At 68.9% G+C, this 19832-nt stretch carries 19 protein-coding genes; 5 read left to right on the forward strand and 14 right to left on the reverse strand.

Annotated features, from left to right (window positions below):
• The first annotated feature begins 43 nt into the window (after positions 1 to 43).
• The gene (locus tag EV137_RS10320; protein WP_134128104.1) at positions 44 to 412 is read left to right on the forward strand and encodes a hypothetical protein; all 369 of its coding nucleotides are present in this window, start codon (positions 44 to 46) and stop codon (positions 410 to 412) included.
• Here the strand turns inward: EV137_RS10320 and EV137_RS10325 are convergent.
• Positions 400 to 1851 (reverse strand): MFS transporter, encoded by a 1452-nt coding sequence (locus EV137_RS10325; protein ID WP_134128106.1) that lies wholly within the window; start codon positions 1849 to 1851, stop codon positions 400 to 402. The genes EV137_RS10320 and EV137_RS10325 overlap by 13 nt on opposite strands.
• A gap of 62 nt (positions 1852 to 1913) precedes the next feature.
• On the opposite strand from EV137_RS10325, the gene EV137_RS10330 reads away from it, so the two are divergent.
• Positions 1914 to 2387: an RrF2 family transcriptional regulator gene (locus tag EV137_RS10330; RefSeq protein ID WP_134128108.1), complete on the forward strand. Its 474-nt coding sequence runs from the start codon at positions 1914 to 1916 to the stop codon at positions 2385 to 2387.
• Positions 2388 to 2391: 4 nt separating this feature from the next.
• Here the strand turns inward: EV137_RS10330 and EV137_RS10335 are convergent, their stop codons facing one another.
• The 3 genes from EV137_RS10335 to EV137_RS10345 all read right to left on the reverse strand — a co-directional run bounded on the left by EV137_RS10335 (position 2392) and on the right by EV137_RS10345 (position 5781).
• A complete protein-coding gene (locus EV137_RS10335; protein WP_134000489.1) occupies positions 2392 to 4323 on the reverse strand; it encodes a TIGR03960 family B12-binding radical SAM protein in 1932 nt (643 codons plus the stop codon).
• 64 nt (positions 4324 to 4387) lie between these two features.
• Positions 4388 to 5131: a 3-oxoadipate enol-lactonase gene (gene pcaD / locus EV137_RS10340; protein WP_134000491.1), complete on the reverse strand. Its 744-nt coding sequence runs from the start codon at positions 5129 to 5131 to the stop codon at positions 4388 to 4390.
• Positions 5132 to 5322: 191 nt separating this feature from the next.
• Positions 5323 to 5781: an Lrp/AsnC family transcriptional regulator gene (locus EV137_RS10345; RefSeq protein ID WP_134000494.1), complete on the reverse strand. Its 459-nt coding sequence runs from the start codon at positions 5779 to 5781 to the stop codon at positions 5323 to 5325.
• A gap of 79 nt (positions 5782 to 5860) precedes the next feature.
• Here EV137_RS10345 and EV137_RS10350 point away from each other — a divergent pair, with 79 nt between their 5' ends.
• Entirely contained in the window at positions 5861 to 6271 is a 411-nt protein-coding gene (locus EV137_RS10350) for a DUF2000 domain-containing protein (RefSeq protein ID WP_166679817.1), read from the forward strand.
• A 97-nt stretch (positions 6272 to 6368) separates the two neighbouring features.
• Here the strand turns inward: EV137_RS10350 and EV137_RS10355 are convergent, their stop codons facing one another.
• The 10 genes from EV137_RS10355 to EV137_RS10400 form a co-directional block, all read right to left on the reverse strand.
• Entirely contained in the window at positions 6369 to 7154 is a 786-nt protein-coding gene (locus tag EV137_RS10355; RefSeq protein WP_134128112.1) for an inositol monophosphatase family protein, read from the reverse strand.
• Between the two features lie 43 nt (positions 7155 to 7197).
• Entirely contained in the window at positions 7198 to 7920 is a 723-nt protein-coding gene (locus EV137_RS10360) for a hypothetical protein (RefSeq protein ID WP_134128115.1), read from the reverse strand.
• Positions 7921 to 7986: 66 nt separating this feature from the next.
• A complete protein-coding gene (gene rodA / locus EV137_RS10365) occupies positions 7987 to 9153 on the reverse strand; it encodes a rod shape-determining protein RodA (RefSeq protein WP_134128117.1) in 1167 nt (388 codons plus the stop codon).
• Between the two features lies 1 nt (position 9154).
• On the reverse strand, positions 9155 to 11209 hold the full coding sequence (gene mrdA, locus EV137_RS10370) for a penicillin-binding protein 2 (RefSeq protein WP_134128119.1): 2055 nt from the start codon (positions 11207 to 11209) through the stop codon (positions 9155 to 9157).
• Between the two features lie 58 nt (positions 11210 to 11267).
• Positions 11268 to 11801, reverse strand: coding sequence for a rod shape-determining protein MreD (gene mreD / locus EV137_RS10375; RefSeq protein WP_134128121.1), 534 nt, complete (start codon positions 11799 to 11801; stop codon positions 11268 to 11270).
• Position 11802: 1 nt separating this feature from the next.
• Complete coding sequence (gene mreC, locus EV137_RS10380; protein ID WP_134128124.1) at positions 11803 to 12747, reverse strand: rod shape-determining protein MreC; 945 nt, start codon at positions 12745 to 12747, stop codon at positions 11803 to 11805.
• An 11-nt stretch (positions 12748 to 12758) separates the two neighbouring features.
• Positions 12759 to 13787: a rod shape-determining protein gene (locus tag EV137_RS10385; protein ID WP_272949009.1), complete on the reverse strand. Its 1029-nt coding sequence runs from the start codon at positions 13785 to 13787 to the stop codon at positions 12759 to 12761.
• Positions 13788 to 13973: 186 nt separating this feature from the next.
• Positions 13974 to 14384 carry a nucleoside-diphosphate kinase gene (gene ndk / locus EV137_RS10390; protein WP_131343263.1) on the reverse strand — a complete coding sequence of 137 codons (411 nt, stop codon included), beginning with the start codon at positions 14382 to 14384 and terminating at the stop codon, positions 13974 to 13976.
• 38 nt (positions 14385 to 14422) lie between these two features.
• Positions 14423 to 14758 carry a DUF4233 domain-containing protein gene (locus EV137_RS10395; protein ID WP_134000510.1) on the reverse strand — a complete coding sequence of 112 codons (336 nt, stop codon included), beginning with the start codon at positions 14756 to 14758 and terminating at the stop codon, positions 14423 to 14425.
• Positions 14755 to 16113 carry a bifunctional folylpolyglutamate synthase/dihydrofolate synthase gene (locus tag EV137_RS10400; RefSeq protein WP_134128126.1) on the reverse strand — a complete coding sequence of 453 codons (1359 nt, stop codon included), beginning with the start codon at positions 16111 to 16113 and terminating at the stop codon, positions 14755 to 14757. Before EV137_RS10400 ends, EV137_RS10395 begins: the two co-directional genes overlap by 4 nt.
• Positions 16114 to 16187: 74 nt before the next feature.
• On the opposite strand from EV137_RS10400, the gene valS reads away from it, so the two are divergent.
• Positions 16188 to 18728, forward strand: coding sequence for a valine--tRNA ligase (valS, locus tag EV137_RS10405; protein ID WP_134128128.1), 2541 nt, complete (start codon positions 16188 to 16190; stop codon positions 18726 to 18728).
• A 142-nt stretch (positions 18729 to 18870) separates the two neighbouring features.
• Positions 18871 to 19728, forward strand: a complete 858-nt coding sequence (locus EV137_RS41375; protein WP_238175210.1) for a hypothetical protein — start codon at positions 18871 to 18873, stop codon at positions 19726 to 19728.
• Positions 19729 to 19832: the final 104 nt, after the last annotated feature.

Here is a 19832-nt window from a genome sequence, read left to right on the forward strand (position 1 = left end):
AATCTGCTGACCCTCTGTAGGTTTCCAACTGGAGGGTGGTCAGATGCGGAAACTCGTAACGACGGTCGCGGCCGTTGCGGCGGCTGCGGCAGGTCTGACGGTCGCGGCGCCGGCCCAGGCTTCGACCTCGGCCTGCGATCTGGTGACGGCGAAGTCGGTCGGGTACTCGGCGTTGATGCTGTACGTCGCCGTGGGCCTGGAGGGCTGCTCCAACAGCGTGACCGAGGTGCGCGTCGAGCTGCAGAAGGGCGCCAGCGCGAGCGGACCGTTCACCACGGTCGCGGAGACGTACGCGTACTCCGGCGGCGGCGCCTGGTTCGACGAAGGCACCGGCTGCGGCTACTACGTCGGCGTGGCCCACTGGCAGGACCAGACCGAGACGACCCCAACCCCGGCGTACTACTGCAACTGACTCCGCTGGTGGACGGCGGTTCGCCGGTGGACGACGATCCCGTAGCGGACGGCGGCAGCAACGGACAGGACCAGTACGGCGTTCACCGCGCACGCCCATGCCATGCCGATCCCGGCGCCATGCTCGGCTGCGGCGAAGTAGATGGTCCCGACCAACGCCACACCTGCCGCACTGCCGAACTGCTGGGTCGTCGTGAGCGCGCCCGCCGCGGCTCCTGCGTGGTGCGGCGGCACGTCCAGCAGGGCGGCGCCGATCAGCGAGGGAAGGATCAACCCGTTGCCGAAGCTGATCGCAGCGGTGATCAGAACGATGACCGCGACCGACGCCTCGGCGCCGCCGGTCGCGGTCACCACGGCCAGCGCGGCCAGGCCGGCGGCGGCCAGCAGGCAGCCGCCGGCCAGGACGGACGATCCGTACCGGGCAGCGAGGCGTGGCGCGAGCAACGCGCTCACCGAGAACGTCACACCGGCCGGCACGAAGACGAGCCCGGCCGCGAACGCCCCGAGGCCGAGACCACCCTGCAGAAGCAGCGCCAGCGTGAACATGTAGCTGGGGAAGTACAGCATGAAGGCAAGGTTCGACAGGATCCCCGAGCGGAACGACGCGGCGCGGAACAGTGAAAGCTCCAACTGCGGCTGACCGCCGCGCCGGTGCAGAGCCTGCTGCCACCGCAGAGTCGCCGCCAGAGCGGGCACCGAGGCCGCCAGCGGGATCCACACCCACAGGGGCCAACCGGCGGTTCGACCGACGGTCAGCGGCACCAGCAGCAGACCGAGCCCGACCGCGAAGCCCAAGGCGCCGAGCGGATCGAGCTTGGCACCCTTGCTCCGGCTGGGCTCCTGGCCCGGCAGGACTCGCTGGGCGAAGAGCGCACCGATCACACCGATCGGCGCGTTGATCAAGAAGATCAGGCGCCAGCCGAGGCCGGCCAGATCCACAGTGACGAGCAGACCACCGAGCACCTGTCCCGCGATCGAGCCGACTCCGCCGGCTACGCCGTACCAAGCCATCGCCCGGGCGCGTCCGTGACCGGACGAGCCGGACGAGATCAGCGCCAGCACCTGCGGGAGCATGAGGGCTGCCGAGAGTCCCTGACCGAGCCGCGCGCCGATCAACTGCCCCGAGTTGACCGCGAGGCCGCACAGCACCGAGGTCGCGGCGAACGCGATCATTCCGCTCACGAAGAGCCTCCGGTGCCCGAACAAGTCGCCGAGCCGGCCACCCAGCACCAGCGCGCCGGCGTAGGCGAACGCATAGCCGCCGACCACGAACTCCAACTCGGCCTCGGTGGCCTGCAGATCGAGCCCGATCGACGGCGCGGCCACGTTCACCACGAAGAAGTCGAACTGGGCCATGAACGTCCCCGTCAGCAGCGCGACGAGGACAGCCGCCGGGACCGAACGGCTTCCGGCCTGGGGATCCGTTGCAGGACGAGTCATGGCAACATATCTATCATGGATACTTGTTATCCACTATATCCATGAAGTGCTATGGTTTCGGGATGAAACTGTCCCAGGGTGTGGAGTGGATGCTGCACAGCGTCGCGGTGATCGCGCAGGCGCCCGCGGGGACAGCAGTGGCGCGCCGTGTGCTCGCCGAGAACTACGACCTGCCCGAGGCCTACCTCGCCAAGCACCTCAAGGCCCTGGTGCGAGCCGGCGTCCTGGTGGCGACCACCGGCCCGACCGGTGGGTTCCGGCTCGCGCGCGACCCGGCCGGGATCACGGCACTGGACATCGTCGAGGCGATCGAGGGCAGCGCCCCACCGTTCACCTGTCAGGAGATCCGGCAGCGGGGACTTGCCGCCACTCCGCCGGAGCTGTGCCGCCGGCCGTGCGGGGTCGCGGCGGTGATGGATCGCGCGCACCAGGCGTGGCGCTCGACCTTGCAGGAAGTCACCGTGGCCGACCTGGTCAAGCTCACGCCGAAACCGCTGCGCGACCAGCTCGTCGCCCGGCTGAGCTCAGGCCGCTGACAACCTAGACGACCGAGAGCGGCAGGAGCTTCTTGCCGGTCGGGCCGATCTGGATCTCCGTGCCCATCTGCGGGCAGACGCCGCAGTCGAAGCACGGCGTCCAGCGGCAGTCCTCGACCTCGATCGCGCCGTCCTCCTCGAGCGAGTCCTGCCAGTCCTCCCACAGCCAGTCGCGGTCCAGCCCCGAGTCCAGGTGGTCCCACGGCAGTACTTCGGCGTACTCGCGCTCGCGCGTCGTGTACCAGGCGAGGTCGACCGGCTCGTCGGCGAGCGCCTTCGCGGTGCACTCGATCCAGCGGTCGTACGAGAAGTGTTCGCTCCAGCCGTCGAAGCGGCCGCCGTCGCGCCACACCGCCTCGATCACGCGGCCGACGCGCCGGTCGCCGCGGGACAGCAGTCCCTCGATGATGCCGGGCTTGCCGTCGTGGTACCGGAAACCGATCGCCTTCGCGTAGCCCTTCTCGGACCGGATCGCCGCACCGAGCTTCGCCAGCCGCGCGTCCGTCTCCTCCGCGCCGAGCTGGGCGGCCCACTGGAACGGCGTGTGCGGCTTCGGCACGAATCCGCCGATCGACACCGTGCACCGGATGTCGCGCCGGCCGGACACCTCGCGGCCGGTCTCGATCACCCGCTTCGCGAGGGCGGCGATCGCCAGCACGTCCTCGTCGGTCTCGGTCGGCAGGCCGACCATGAAGTACAGCTTCACCTGCCGCCAGCCGTGGCTGTACGCCGCCGCGACCGTGCGGATCAGGTCCTCCTCGGTGACCATCTTGTTGATCACCTTGCGCATCCGGTCCGACCCGCCCTCCGGCGCGAAGGTCAGACCGCTGCGCCGGCCGTTGCGGGAGAACTCGTTGGCCAGCGTGATGTTGAACGCGTCGACCCTTGTCGAGGGCAACGACAGCGAGACATTGCTGCCCTCGTACCGGTCCCCCAGGCCCTTCGCGACGTCGGCGATCTCGCTGTGGTCGGCGCTGGAGAGACTGAGCAGGCCGACCTCCTCGAACCCGGACTGCTTCAGTCCGTTCTCGACCATGTCGCCGATCGTGGTGATGCTGCGCTCGCGCACCGGCCGGGTGATCATGCCCGCCTGGCAGAACCGGCAGCCCCGGGTGCAGCCGCGGAAGATCTCCACGGAGTACCGCTCGTGCACGGTCTCGGCGAGCGGGACCAGCGGCTTCTTCGGGTACGGCCACGCGTCGAGGTCCATGACCGTGTGCTTCGCCGTACGGAACGGAACGCCTTGGCGGTTGGGTACGACGCGCTGGATCCGGCCGTCCGGCAGGTAGTCGACGGTGAAGAACTTCGGGATGTACACACCGCCGGACTTCGCCAGCCGCATCAGTACCTCGTCGCGACCGCCCGGGCGGCCCTCGTCCTTCCACTCCCGGATCACCTCGGAGATCGCCAGGACGATCTCCTCGCCGTCACCGAGCACCGCGGCGTCGATGAAGTCCGCGATCGGCTCCGGGTTGAACGCGGCATGCCCGCCGGCCAGCACGATCGGGTCCTCGTCGGTGCGGTCGACCGCGTGCAGCGGGATCCCGGCCAGGTCGAGCGCGGTCAGCATGTTCGTGTACCCGAGCTCGGTCGAGAACGACAGCCCGAAGACGTCGAACGCGCGCACCGGCCGGTGGCTGTCCAGGGTGAACTGCGGGATGTCGTTGTCCCGCATCACCTTCTCCATGTCCGGCCAGACCGAGTAGGTTCGCTCGGCCAGGATGTGGTCGCGCTCGTTCAGCACCTCGTACAGGATCTGCACGCCCTGGTTCGGCAGCCCGACCTCGTACGCGTCCGGGTACATCAGCGCCCACCGGACACTGACGGCGTCCCACTCCTTGCTGACCGAGTTCAGCTCACCACCGACGTACTGGATCGGCTTCTGCACACTCGGCAGCAACGCCTCCAGGCGCGGGAACAGCGATTCGACAGTCATAGCCACTTCCAGTCAGCGATCAGAGCACCCACCAGCCTAACGCCGCGACGGCTGGATGCCGCATTCAGCCGAGGTGGGCGAGGAGGAGGGGGTTGATGACTTCGGGGTGGGAGTAGGTGACGAGGTGGGCGGCGTTTTCGATGATTTCCAGGTGGGCGCCGGGGATCTGGGTTGCCAGTGGTACGACGGTTTCCGGTGGGACGGACGTGTCGGATTCGGCCGTGATCAGGAGGACCGGGGCGGTGATCGTGGACAGGCCGGGGAGGAGGTTGGTGGTGCTGAGGGCCTCGCAGCAGGCGGCGTAGCCCTCGGCGGGGCAGTCCAGCAGCATCCGTCGTACGGGCTCGGTGTCCTTGAACTCCGGGAGGAACCAGCGGCCCAGGGTCGCGTCGACGATGGCTTGGGTGCCCTCGGCCCGTACCTGGGCAGCCCGCTCGGTCCACATCTGCGGGTTCTCGGCCGGGTTGGACGGCGGGCAGAGCAGCGCGAAACGGTGGAAGCGGTCCGGGGCGTTCTGCGCCAGCCACAGGCCCACCGCGCCGCCGAGTGAGATCCCGACGTACGACGCCTGCTCGACTTCGAGCGTGTCCAGCAACTCGACGACGTCGCCGCCCAGGTCGTCGATCGTGTACGGCCCGTCGGGGACCTCCGACCCGCCGTGACCCCGGTGATCGAACGCCACCACCCGGAACCGCTTCGCCAGTACGTCGACCTGCGGCGCCCACATCCCCTGATCGGCACCGAGCGACGACCCGAGCAGCACTACGGGCGCATCGGCCGGTCCTGTCTCCACGTAGTTCAGTCGCATGCCCCCACCTTACGAAACTCCGCCCGCCCGGACGCGGAGCGCGACCTGACAACCCCGATGATGTGCACTCTCGACAGGTAGAGCACCCCGAGACACCGTACGCATCCGACGTCGCCACGCTCAGGTGCACTACCCCACCGCCCAACACCACCTGTCGAACTGCACACCACGAGCTGACTCGGCGTCTGGGGTCAGTGGTCCGGTAGCGGCATCACTGTCGTGCGGCGGTGGTGTTCGAAGACGACCGAGCTGCGGATGTCGGCGATCTCCTGGCGTTTCGCGAGGGCGAGGACCAGGTCGCGGAGCGCCTCGGTGTCCTTGACGGCGACGTGGGCGAGGAAGTCGGAGCCGCCGGAGACCATGAACATGTCCAAGGTCTGCGGCAGGTCCATCACGTACTTCTGGAAGGCCGTTGCGACAGCCATCGCCTGCGGGCGGAGCTTGATCGAGATGATCGCCTGGGTCGACCGGTCGATCGCCTTCAGGTCGACGGCCGCGTGGTACCCGCTGATCACCCCACGATCGCGCAGCCCGCGGATCCGCTCCAGGCACGTCGACGGCGCGATCTTCAGCTCGGCCGCCATGTCCCGGTTGGTCCGGCGGGCGTCGTTCTGCAGCATCCGCAGCAGCGCCGTATCAAGTTCGTCCATGCCACCCAGTTTCCCAGATCCGCCGAACGATGTTCGGAGTACGCCGAGATCGGCCGCCTATCGGGCTAGCGTGACCGCCGTGCTGACGAACAAGATGGTCGTGATCATCGCGGCCGAAGCCCCCATCGGTGTCGCCCTCAACACCGCCGCCCTGCTCGGCGTCGGCGTCGGCAGGCACCACGACGACACCGTCGGACCTGACACCACCGATGCCGCCGGCGTCCCCCACACCGGCATGTGCGCATACCCGATCCCGATCCTCCGCGTCCCCGCCGACACCCTCAGCACGCTCCGGGCCGAGGCTGCCGCGAGCCCCGACGTCACGATCCACGACATGCACCAGGTCGCCCAGCGGGCCCGCACCTACGAGCAGATGTCCACGACGCTCGCCGGCACGAAGCCCGAGGACATCGAGTACTTGGGCCTGGCCCTCTACGGTCCGCGCGCCTCCATCGACTCCCTGACCGGAGCACTCCCCCTCTACCGCTGACCCGAGCGCCCCCGCTTTACCGGCGACCCGAGCGCGCCCGCTCCACCGCTGATCGGGCCGCTCCCTCCGCCGCTGATGGGGTGCTCCCCTTCACCAGCTATTCGGGCAAGTGCGGGGTGATGAGTTCGAGCAGGATCGCGTGGCTCTTCTCATCGGCGGCGGCGATGACTCCCGGACCGGAGTGGAGCGGACCCCCACGCAGATCGGTCACGACGCACCCGGCGGTGCGGCAGAGCGCGAGGCCGGCAGTGAAATGAACGCTGTCGCGAAGGCTGCCGTCGGTCACATACGCCGTACGTCGGCCCGCCGCCACCCACGCGACCGCCAACGTCGTCGACAGGACTCGCTGACCGAACGCGCCCCGGAAGGCAGGATCCGCGAGCAGCCGCGACCCGAGAAACCCGCCGTCCGTGATCGGGTCGAGGTTGACGTCCACCAGCAGCGAGTCCGCGGACGGCACCAGCGGCAGATCGAAACCGTCGCGACGGACCCTTGCGGTTTCGCTATCGGTCCAGAAGATCTCACCGGAGACCGGGTCCGCCACCGCGGCGACGCTTGTCCTGCCGTCGACCTGCAACGCAACGTTGACCGAGAACAGTGGCGTACCAGCGGCGAAGTTGAGCGTCCCGCACAACGGATCGACCAACCAGCGCCGCGAAGCATCGGCCTCCCCGCTCGCGCCGTACTCCTCGCCGAGAACCCCATCCCCAGGCCGAGCACTCTGGATCAACTCGACGATCGCCCGCTCGGCGGCAAGATCGGCGTCCGTCGCAAAATCCGTCGCCGACTTGCCATGCCGCGCGACCACAGTGCCGTACTTGCCCCGCACCACAGCTGCCCCAGCCGCAGCCGCAGCGATGGCCACCTCGAGATCAGAACTCATACCGCCATCCAACACGTGCCACACAGCGCAAAGCTTCTCCGGGTCAGGCGGGTTTCAGGACGTGCCGGGCCTTCGTGACGGCCGCCTCGGTGGCGGGGTCGAGCTCGGTGCCCTGGCCGGCGAGGACTCCGACGGAGATGATCACGTCGTCGACGCCGGTGACGACGGCGGCGTACTCGAGGCCGCGTTTCGGGCCGCTGGTGCCGGTGAGGCGGAACGCGAAGGGCTTCGAGCCGTACTGCGGGGCGGTGATCTTCTCGACCTTCATCGACGTGCTGGCGGCGCCGTCGGTCTTCAAGGTCAGCTTGGTGCATGAGTCGACGGCCTCGGCGTACTTGTCGCGGAGGTCGGTGACGTCGTCCGCGGTGCCCATCGCGTCGAGGCCGTAGTCGATGTACGGGCCCTCCTGACCGCCGGTGAACGTGCGGGTCACGCTGGCCTTCGAGCCGGGCGCCTTGGTGGCGTTCAGGTACTTCACCAGCGTCTTGCACCGGCTGCTCGACGAGGAGAACGGTTTGGAGCCCTCGTCAGCCTCCTCCTTGTCCTCCGTGAACCCGCTCGGCAGATCGGCGAGCTCGAGCATCGCCTTGGTGAGCTCGGCGGTCGTCCGCGTGACAGGTGCGGCCGGCGTCGAGGCAGTGGCGGTAGACGTCGGCGCCGGCGTGCTGGGCGGCGGACCGGCGACCTGCTTGTCGTCCCCTCCCCCACAGGCGGCGAGAGACAGCATGAGGACGGGCGTGAGCGGAAACGAAACTGACCTGATCATGGGCCTTCCGAGGCTCTGGGCGGGGGCCGAGCAGGGAGCAGCGTACCTGACGGGTCAGTCGAGCGGTCAGTAGCGGTGCGAGCGGAGGTGGATGTTCTGCAGCAGGCCGACTGCCAGCAGGCACGCGAACATCGAGGAGCCGCCGTACGACACGAACGGCAGCGGCAGGCCCGTGACCGGCATGATGCCGAGCGTCATCCCGATGTTCTCGAACGCCTGGAACGCGAACCAGCAGACGATCCCGGTCGCCACCAGCCGGCCGAAAGCGTCCCGCGCGGTCACCGCGATCCGCAGCCCGCGGAACAGGATGATCGCGAACAGCACGATGATCGTGCCGGCCCCGATCAGCCCGAGCTCCTCGCCCGCGACCGTGAACACGAAGTCGGTGTGCTGCTCGGGGACGAACGCGTTCTGCGTCTGGCCGCCGTGGAACAGGCCCTGCCCGAACACCCCGCCGTTCCCGATCGCGATCCGCGCCTGGTTCACGTTGTACCCGATGCCCTGCGGGTCCGAGGACGGGTGCATGAACGCGGTGAAGCGGGCGATCTGGTACTCCTTCAGCACCTGCAGCTTGATCGCGATCGCCGCCACCAGCACGCCCGCGGTGAGCAACCCGAGCATCCAGCGTTTGGGTACGCCGGAGACCGCGATGATCCCGAACACGATCGACCCGAGCACCATCACGGTGCCGAGGTCCGGCTGCAGCATCACCAGGACCACCGGTACGGCGGCGACCCCGACCGCCTGCGCGACGTCGATGGTCCGCGCGTCCTCGTGGCGATCGGTCTCGCTCTTCTCCGCGATCAGCAACGCCATACCGACGATCACCGCGAGCTTGGCGAACTCGCTCGGCTGGATCGACATGAACGGCAACTGGATCCACGACCGGGAACCGTTGATCGTCGAGCCGACGCCGGGCACCAGGACCAGGATCAGTCCGACGACCGAGGCGGCGTACAGCAGCGGGGCGAGGATCCGGACCCGGCGGTGGTCGGTGATCGCGGCGCCGATCGCCAGCACCAGGCCGATCGCGAAGTTCAGCGCGTGCCGGACCAGGAACGCGTCCGGTTTGCCCTCGGTCAGCGAAGTGCGGTTGTGGGTCGCGGACCAGATCAGCAGGGCGCCGATGAACGACAGTGCGACGACGCCGAACACCAGGATCCAGTCGACGTGCCACACCGTCGACCGGCGGTCCATCCGCGGCCGGGTCCGGATCGGGGTCAGTAACGCCATCTCACTGCACCGGCTTTCCTTGACCGGGCGGCGGCGCGGGCTTGATGTTGTACAGGGTCTCGTAGATCTTGCGGACCGCGTCACCGCCGGCGCCCGAACCGGTACCTGCCTGGCTGATCATCATCACCACGGCGTACCGATCGGTGTACGACGCGAGCCACGACGTCGTCTGCTTGCCGTACACCTCGGCCGTACCGGTCTTGGCGCGGACCGGGATCTTGTCGAGCGGGAAGCCCTGGAACTTCCACGCCGCCGTACCCGAAACCGTGGTCTGCTTCAGTGCGGTGTCGATGTACTTCAGGGTGTTCCGCGGGACGGGCAGCTTCGACTTCACGACCGGCTTGATCTCGTGCGGCTTGCCGTTCGCGCCGACCCAGGACTGGACGACCCGCGGCTCGTACAGCGTGCCGCCGTTCGACAGGGCCGAGTAGACGGTCGCGAGCTGCAGCGGCGTGATCGTGGTGTCGCCCTGGCCGATCGCGAAGTTCACCGCGTCACCGGCGCGGTACTTGTACCCGTCGACGCAGAACTCGCGGGCGAACTGCTTCAGGAACGCCGACGTCCCGGCGGGCGGGTTGGCCGCGATCTTGCAGTAGTAGTCCTTCTGCGAGTCGTAGTACGTCTTCTTCCACTTGCGGTCCGCGATCCGGCCGCTGACCTCGCCGGGCAGGTCGATCCCGGTCGGCTTGCCGAGCCCGAACTTCTGCGCCATCTCGACCAGCGGGTCGCGGGTGCCGATGTCGCTGGAGTTGCCGCCCTCCTTGAGCCAGAGCGCGTACGCGATCCGGTAGAAGAACGTGTCGCAGGACAGCGCCAGCGCCTGGTCGAAGCCGATCATCCCGTACGACGCCGACTCGTAGTTCTTGAACCGGCGGTTGCCGACCTCGAAGTACGACGAGCAATCGAGCCGCGTCTTCGCGCTGTACCCGGCGCCCATCGCGGCCGCCGTGGTGATCGGCTTGAACGTCGATCCCGGCGCCAGCTGGCCCTGCAGCGCACGGGACACCAGCGGCGTGCCGGACTTGGTCGAGTAGAGCGCGTCCAGCTCGCGCTGGGTGATGCCGCCGACCCAGACCCCCGGGTCGTACGTCGGATAGCTGGCCATCGCCACGACCCGGCCGGTCTTGGTGTCCATCACGACCGCGGCGCCGGAGTCGGCGACGTACTTCTTCTTGGTGATCTTGTCGTACTGCTTCCGGGCGGTCATGATCGCGTTCTTCAGCTGGGCCTCGACCGACGCCTGGATGCGCGCGTCGATCGTCGTCACCAGCGTGGCGCCCGGGACCGGAGCGGTCTGCTTCTTGATACCGGTCGTGTACCCGACGGCGTCGACGATCACGTCCTTCTCGCCCGGCGTACCGCGCAGGAGCTTGTCGTACGACCGCTCGACGCCCGCCCGGCCGACCAGGTCCGAGCGGTGCGGGACCGAGTCCTGCCCGGCCTTGTCCATGTCCTCGAGCTCTTCGGTGGTGATCGGCGACAGGTACCCGAGGATGTGTGCCGCGTTCACCTTGTACGGCGAGGGGTACGCGCGCAGTGTCTGCGAGTCGGCGGCGATCCCCGGGAAGTCCTCGCGGCGCTCCATCACCTCGATCGCAACCTGTTCGCTGACGTCCTTCGCGACCGGGATCGGTTGGTACGGCGTACCGTTCCAGCAGGCGGGTGGTTTGGACGCGCCCGGCTCACCGCACAGCATCGTGCGCGCCTTGAGGTCCTTCGGCTTCTGCCCGAGCACCTTCGCGAGACGGGCGAGGACGACGTTCTGCTGGCTCTCCGGGAGCTTGGCGAGCACGGAGCGGTCGACCGTGATCACCACCGAGACCCGGTTGCCGACGAGGGTCCGGCCCTGCGAGTCGACGATCGTGCCGCGCGGGGCCGGGACGAGCACCTGCCGGATGTGCTGCGCGGTCGCCGCCTGGCTGTAGTCCGCGCTCGACATCACCTGCATGTACCAGAGGCGGCCGAACAGCGTGCACAGCAACGAGAAGACCAGCACCCCGATCACGAACAACCGGAGCCGGGCCTTGAGCGGGGCCTCGAAGCCGTCCCAGCTCATGGCAACGACCCTTCGGGCGGGAGAACGTGGCGACGGGAGTGGCAGGACAGATGAGTGCTCATGGGGCGACTCGCCGGCGTTCGCGGGCGGGCTGGACGCGGCCCATGATCCACATGACCAGCGGGATCACCACGATCGCGCCGACCACGTCGTACCCGGCGGCGATGCCGAGGCGGACGCCGAACTCACCCCAGTCGACCGACGGGTCGTGCAGCAGCGATCCGGTCGCGCTGTAGATGAAGAACGAGACCGCCGTCCCGAGCACGACCGTCAGCGCGACGCCGAGCGGCCCGACCGGGCTGCCGGAGGTCTCGCGGCGGATCAGCCCGGCGATGTACCCGGCGATGGCCAGCGACAACGCCCAGCGTCCGGCGGTGTGGTCGGCCGGCGGCACGACGTCCAGCAGCAGACCGCCCGCGAAACCGGCGATCGCGCCCCACTCCGGCCCGCGGGACAGCGCCAGCGCGATCACCACGATCAGCGTCAGGTCGCACGTCACGCCGGCGACCGCGATGTTCGTCAGCACGGACGTCTGCACGGTGACGGCGATCATCAGGAACAGGGCAGCCAACCCGATCCGTAGTGCAATCACGTCAGTTCCCCTTTCCGGTGATCTGAGGGCGCGGAGGCCGCGCAGGTGGTCCGGTCACCACGCCGACGGTGTCGATCCGGGTCGGATCGACGTACGGCTTGACGGTCGCGGTGGACCCGAGGGACCCCTCGTTCGCCGTCACCGAGGTGACGACGCCGATCGGGACGCCCGGCACATACGGCGCGTTGCCGCTGGAGCCCCAGGTGACGATCCGGTCGCCGACCTTCGGCCGCGCCTTCGGGTCGATCAGCTTGTAGTCGAGGGTGCCGCCGACCTCGCCGCGTCCGGAGACGAAACCGAGCGCCATCGACGCGTTCAGCCGGCCGCCCACGGTCGAGTTGCGGTCGCCGATCAGCAGCACGGTCGCGGTCCCCTGGGTGGTGCGCACCACCCGGCCGACCAGACCGGTCCCGTTCAGCACGGTCATGTCGGTGTGCACGCCGTCCGCCGTCCCGGCGTCGATCGTGACCGTGTGGCTGAACGTCTGCGCACTGCCGATCCCGATCACCCGGGCCGGCGTCATCGTGAACGCCGGGGCGACCTTGAGCAGCTTGTCCAGCTCCTGCGCCCGGTTGCGGGCGTAGTCGGAGGTGGTCAGCTCCCGGGTCAGGTCCTCGTTGTCCTTCTTCAGTTTTTCGTTCTCTGCTTTCAACCTGTCCATTTCCGCGAATCTGTCGCGGAGGTTGTCCACAGGCTGCCGGGCCGAGGTCGCGGTGGACTCCAGCGGGCCGAAAACGCCGGCCGCGGCCTCCCGCAGCGGCTCGACCGGCGATCCGGCCGACCGGCGGGCGTCGAGCACGATCAGCGTGAAACAGGCCAGGATCACGAGCACGAGCACGGTACGGCGGCGGCGCACGTCGCGCGGCGTACCGGCCGAACGCAGCGGGGTCTCCCCCGCCGACCGGAACGCGCTCCTGGTCGTCGGGGTACCGAGGTCTTTGAGCATCGCCTGCTACCTCAGCGCCGGTTGTCGGTGACCAGGATGCGGTTGAGGGTCTCGATGTTGTCGACGCACTTGCCGGCGCCCAGGACGACCGCGTCCAGCGGGTTCTCGGCGACGTGGATCGGGATGCCGGTCTCGTGCCGCAGCCGCTCGTCCATGCCCTTCAGCAGCGCGCCGCCGCCGGTCAGCACGATGCCGCGGTCGACGATGTCGCCGGCCAGCTCCGGCGGCGTCTTGTCCAGGGTGGCCTTGACCGCGTCGACGATCGCGGTGATCGGCTCCTCGATCGCCTGCCGCATGTCCGCCGACGACACCTTCACGGTCCGCGGCAGCCCGGAGATCATGTCCCGGCCGCGGATCTCGCTGTCCGGGCCGTCCGTGGTCGGGAACGCCGACCCGATCGTCATCTTGATCTGCTCCGAGGTGGCCTCGCCGAGCAGCAGCGAGAACTCCTTCTTGCAGTAGTTCACGATCGCCTTGTCGATGGCGTCGCCGGCCACCCGGATCGACTGGCTGGTGACGATGCCGCCGAACGAGATGACCGCGACCTCCGTCGTACCGCCGCCGATGTCGACGACCATGTTGCCGGTGGCGTCGCGGACCTCGAGGTTCGAGCCGAGCGCGGCGGCCATCGGCTCCTCGATGATGTACACCTTGCGGGCGCCGGCCATGTACCCGGCGTCGCGGACGGCGCGCTGCTCGACCGCGGTGATCCCGGACGGGACGCAGACCACGATCCGCGGCTTCGCGAAGTACCGGCGGCGGTGCACGCGCTGGATGAAGTACCGCAGCATCTGCTCGGCGGCGTCGAAGTCGGCGATCACGCCGTCCTTGAGCGGCCGGATCGCGGTGATGTTGCCCGGCGTACGGCCGATCATCTTCTTCGCCTCGTGCCCGAACGCGACCGCCTCGCGCGGCTCGTCCGTCCGGGTCGCCACCACGGACGGCTCGTTCAGCACGACGCCGCGGCCACGCACGTACACCAGCGTGTTCGCCGTCCCGAGATCGACCGCCATGTCGCGGCCCAGCATGCTGTTCGCCACCGCGGCACCTCCCAATCGACCCCGACCCAGGCTAAGCGCCGCCCGCGCACAGCCCGTGGACCGACACGACTCGCCCGCCCAGAACAGATCGTATCGGTCCAGGCACTTGCAGTCCGCAACGACCTGGAACTACTGCGATTCGGCGGCCGTCTCCAGGTCCCGCAAGGCCCGCTGTCCGCGACGCGGTCAGGGGAGGTCGGGGAACCAGATCTTGATTTCCCGGGTGGCTGATTCCTCGGAGTCGGAGCCGTGGACGAGGTTTTCGCGGTTGGAGAGGGAGAGGTCGCCGCGGATGGTGCCGGGGGCGGCCTTGCGGCCGTCGGTGGCGCCGTTCAGGGCGCGGACCACCTCGATCGCCTCGTCGCCCTCGAGGACCAGCGCGACCATCGGGCCGCTGGTGACGAAGTCCCGCAGCGGCGGGTAGAAGGCCTTGTCGACGTGCTCGGCGTAGTGCTGGTCGGCCAGTTCGCCGTCGATCGTGCGCAGGTCCATGGCGACGATCCGGAGCCCTTTGGCCTCGAACCGGCCCAGCACCTCACCGACGAGGCCACGGCGGACCGTGTCGGGCTTGAGCAGGACCAGGGTGCGCTGCGACATCTGTCAACTCTCTCTCGAAGTAGCCGGGGCGGATGAGCCTAACCGGTCTGTGCCTGGTGCGCCTTCTTGGCTTCCTCGATGCGGCGGCCGAGCACGATGGCGGCGACCCAGAAGGCCGCGAAGGCGACGCCGAGCACGAACATCACGGAGACGACGAAGCCGAGTCCGACCGCGCCGACCTGGACCACCGAACCGAGGACGTACCCGGCCTGGAACCGGAGCAGCCCGGCCGAGACGATCGCGAGCGCCGCCAGGCCGAGACAGACCGGGACCGCGATCGCGGGGCGGATGTCCGCCACCGAGATCATCACCGGCGTGACCAGCGCGAGCACGACCGACTCGAACGCGAGCACGATCGACGCGAGCGACCTCACTGCTCGCCCTTCCCCTTGCGGACCAGCAGCGCCCGCGCCTCGCCGGCGGTGATGACCGAGCCGGTGACCAGTACGCCGCCACTGCCGAGCGCGACCGCGTTCTCCTCGGCGAGCCGGATCGCGTCGTCGATCGCGTCGATCAGGTGCGGGCGGACCAGGACCCGCTCCTCGCCGAACACCTCGGCGGCCAGTTGCCCCAGCTCCTCGGCCGGCATCGACCGCTCGACGAAGCTGTTCCGGGTGCAGACGACCGTTTCCATGATCGGCTCGTACGCCTCGAGGAGGCCGTACACGTCCTTGTCCTTCATACAGCCCAGTACGCCGATCAGCGGCTGGAACTGGAACGCCTCCGAGACCGTGGCCGCGGTCGCCTCGGCGCCGTGCGGGTTGTGCGCGGCGTCGACGACGATCGTCGGGCTGTGCCGGACGACCTCCATCCGGCCGGGGCTGGTGACCTGCTCGAAGCCGACCTGCAGCAGTTCGGTGGTGACCCGGCCCTCGGTCTCCGGGCTGGCGCCGAGGAGGGCCTCGACCGCGGCGATCGCGGTGGCCGCGTTGTGTGCCTGGTACTCGCCGTGCAGCGGGATGAACACGTCCTCGTACTCGCCGCCGAGGCCCTTGATCGAGACGACCTGGCCGCCGACCGCGAGCGCACGGCTGACGACGCCGAACTCGATCCCCTCGCGGGCGACCTGCGCGCCCACCTCGGCGGCCTTGCGGAGCAGGACCTCGAAGACTTCCAGGCTCTGCTGGGCCATCACGGTCGTACCGCCGGGCTTGATGATGCCGGACTTCTCGCCCGCGATCGTGACCGGATCCGCACCCAGCAGGTGCGCGTGGTCGACCGCGATCGGGGTGATCACCGACACCGTGCCGTCGGCGACGTTGGTGGAGTCCCAGCTCCCGCCGAGGCCGACCTCGATCACCGCGACGTCGACCGGCGCGTCCGCGAACACGGCGTACGCCATGCCGGTCATCACCTCGAAGAACGTCAGCGGGTGCTCCTGCTCGGCGTCGACGACGTCGAGGTACGGCGCGATCTCCTCGTACGCCTCGACGAAGCGCTGCTCGCTGATCGGTTCGCCGTCCAGTGTGATCCGCTCCCGGACCGACTCCAGGTGCGGGCTGGTGAACCGGCCGGTACGCAGCCCGGCCTCGCGCAGCAGGGTGTCGATCATCCGGGCCGTGGACGTCTTGCCGTTGGTCCCCGTCAGGTGCACCACCGGGTAGGCCTTCTGGGGGTCGCCGAGCAGCTCGACGAGCCGCTGCACGCGCTCCAGGGTGGGCTCGATCTTGTGCTCCGGCCAGCGCTGCTGGAGCCGTGCCGATACCTCGGCGAAGGAAAGGTCGCTCATCAGAAAGCCAAGTCTAGAGAGGGCTGTGGATAAAGCGGTCGGAGCACCCCTTGACAACCACTAACATTGTGCGCATGAGCCAGACGTCCCGTGTTCCAGACAAGCCCAGCCTCGACGGTCTCGAGGAGAAGTGGGCTGCCGTATGGAAGGAGCAGCAGACCTACGCCTTCGACCGCACCGCCGAGCGCGCCGATGTCTACTCCATCGACACGCCGCCGCCGACGGTCTCGGGATCGCTGCACGTCGGGCACATCTTCAGCTACACGCACACCGACCTGGTCGCGCGGTACCAGCGTATGCGCGGCAAGAAGGTCTTCTACCCGATCGGCTGGGACGACAACGGCCTGCCCACCGAGCGCCGGGTCCAGAACTACTACGGCGTCAAGTGCGACCCCTCGCTGCCGTACGACCCGGCCTTCACCCCGCCGGCCAAGCCGGATCCGAAGAAGCAGGTCCCGATCTCCCGGCAGAACTTCGTCGAGCTGTGCGGTGAGCTCACGCACATCGACGAGCAGGCGTTCGAGGCGATGTGGCGGCAGGTCGGCCTGAGCGTCGACTGGTCGTACCTCTACACCACGATCTCCGAGGACTCCCGGCGTACGTCGCAGCGCGCGTTCCTGCGCAACTTCGCCCGCGGCGAGGCCTACCTGGCCGAGGCGCCGACCGTCTGGGACGTCACGTTCCAGACCGCGGTCGCACAGGCCGAGATGGAGGCCCGGCCGTATCCGGGCGCCTACCACCGGATCTCCTTCCACGGCGCCGACGGCCCGATCTACATCGAGACCACCCGCCCGGAGCTGATCCCGGCCTGCGTCGCGCTGATCGCGCACCCGGACGACGACCGCTACAAACACCTGTTCGGTACGACGGTGAAGTCGCCGCTGTTCGGCGTCGAGGTCCCGGTCCTGGCGCACGAGGCCGCCGAGATGGACAAGGGCGCCGGCATCGCGATGTGCTGCACCTTCGGCGACCAGACCGACATCCAGTGGTGGCGCGAGCTGCAGCTCCCGGTCCGCACGGTCATCGGCCGCGACGGCCGGCTGCTGCGCGACACCCCGGCGTGGCTCGAGGGTTCGGAGCTGTACGCCGAACTCGCCGGAAAGACCGTCTTCAGTGCGCGCGAGCTGATCGTCCAGAAGCTGCGGGAGTCCGGCGAGCTGGACGGCGAGCCGAAGAAGACCGAGCGGATGGCGAACTTCTACGAGAACGGCGACAAGCCGCTCGAGATCGTCTCCACCCGGCAGTGGTACATCACCAACGGCGGCCGCGACGCCGGGCTCAAGCAGGAGTTCCTCGAGCGCGGCAACGAGCTCGCCTGGGTCCCGGAGCACATGCGGCACCGCTACCTGAACTGGGTCGAGGGCCTGAACGGCGACTGGCTGATCTCCCGCCAGCGGTACTTCGGCGTCCCGTTCCCGGTCTGGTACCCGCTGAACCACGACGGCGAGCCGGACTACGAGCACCCGCTGATGCCGTCCGAGGCCGAGCTGCCGATCGACCCGACCTCGCAGGCGCCGCGCGGGTACGACGAGTCGCAGCGCGGCAAGCCGGGCGGGTTCGAGGCCGACCCCGACGTGATGGACACCTGGGCGACGTCGTCGCTGACGCCGCACATCGTCTGCGGGTGGGAGCGGGACGACGACCTGTTCCGCCGCACCTTCCCGATGGACCTGAACACGCACGCGCACGAGATCATCCGCACCTGGCTGTTCTCGCGCGTCGTCCGGGCGCACTTCGAGAACGGCTCGCTGCCGTGGGCGCGGTCGATGATCTCCGGGTTCGTCGTCGACCCGGACCGCAAGAAGATGTCGAAGTCCAAGGGCAACGCGATCGTCCCGTCGGAGATCCTGGAGAAGTTCGGCTCGGACGCGGTGCGCTGGCGGGCCGCGATGGCTCGGCCGGGGCTGGACTCGCCGTTCGACGAGTCGCAGATGAAGGTCGGGCGCCGGCTCGCGATCAAGGTCCTGAACGCGTCGAAGTTCGTTCTCGGGTTCGGGGCGACCACGGTCGACCCGTCCGCGGTCACCGAGCCGGTCGACCTCGCGATGCTGCAGCGGCTGCGGGCGGTCGTCGCCGATGCCACGGCGGCCTTCGAGCGGTACGACTACACCGGCGCGCTCGAGATCAGCGAGAGGTTCTTCTGGACGTTCTGCGACGACTACGTCGAGCTGGTCAAGGAGCGCGCGTACGGCGGTCAGGGTGACGCCGGCGCCGCCTCGGCGAAGGCGGCGCTCGCGGTTGCGTTGTCGGTGCAGCTCCGGCTGCTGGCGCCGTACCTGCCGTTCGCGACCGAAGAGGTCTGGTCGTGGTGGCAGGAGGGTTCGATCCACACCTCGCAGTGGCCGACGCCGGACGGCGACCTGCCGGTCGCGGCGCAGGAGCCCGAGGTGCTGGACGCGGTCGCCGAGGTCCTTGCGGGCATCCGCGGCGCGAAGTCCGAGGAGAAGGTCTCGATGAAGACCGAGGTCTCCAAGGTCGAGGTCACCGGGCCGGCCGCGCGGCTCGCGCTCGCCGAGCGCGCCGAGCCGGACCTGCGCGCCGCCGGGCGGATCACCGGCGAGATCGTCTGGCACGCGGACGACTCCGACGCCGTGAAGGTCGTCGCGACGCTCTGATGGCATACACAAGTGCCCGTCTTCCGCTGGGGAGGCGGGCACTTGTGCGTTCGGCGGTTCGACTACGGTTTGTCCTGATGTGGAACCATCGGGACGAGCCGACCGCCGCACCCCGTGACCCTGACGTCCGAGGAGCCAATCGATGAGCGACCCCACCAGCCCGGCAGGTCCCGAGAACCGGACCGACGACGCCGGCGCGGACACCACCGAACTGGCTCCCGTCCCAGCTGTCGACCCGAAGGCTGCCGAACCGAAGGCAGCCGAACCGAAGGCAGCCGAGGCAACGACAGCGGCTGGGGCGACGACAGCGGCTGGGGCGACGAAGAACGCCGGCGGGACGGCCGCCGCGGGGGCGAGCGCTGCCGGCGCGGGTGCTGCCGGGGCGGGTGCTGCGAAGGATGCCGGGGGAACGGCTGTCGCGGCGAAGGATGCGTCGGCGGACGCGGGTGAGGAGCCGAAGAAGAAGGGGTTGCGGCGGTTCAAGGTTCGTGGGCCTTGGGTGACGGTTGGCGGTGCGGTCGTCGTGCTGACCGTGCTGGCAGTGCTCGGGTACTTCTTGGGCCTCGTGCCACTCAGCCTGCTGAACGCCAAGCGGGCGATCACCCCGCCCGCCAAGATCGCGGGCCTGGATCGAATCACCGACCCCGAGATCCGCAGCCAGGCACAGCTCGATCAGACCCGTGACGCGTTGAGCCGGATCAACGACGGCAAGCAGGTGATGGTCGAGGCGTACGGCAGCCTCGAGGGCGACCGGTTCTACGTGCTGATCGCGCTCCGCGGCCGGGTCGACATCGACAAGGTCGTCGCGGACTCCGGTGCGAGCGCGGACAAGGTCAAGAAGATCGGCAAGTCCACCTGCATCGAAGCCGCCGGCAACCTGCCGACCCAGTGCTACCGCGGCTCCAACACCCTCACCGTCATAGCCCAGTCCGCCAACGAAGGCGTGACGGTCGACCAGGTAGAACCCGTGACCGAAGAAGCCTTCAAAGCGATGCGGTAGCGGGTCAACCCGATCCGGGGTCGTGCGACAGGCAATGGTGGGTGGGAACCTGCTATTGCCTGTCCCCAGTCACCAGCGCGTGTCTCCACACCCCACCAACTCCC

Origin of the sequence: Kribbella pratensis (genome assembly GCF_004366075.1) — a bacterium.
GTDB classification, from domain to species: Bacteria; Actinomycetota; Actinomycetes; order Propionibacteriales; family Kribbellaceae; genus Kribbella; species Kribbella pratensis.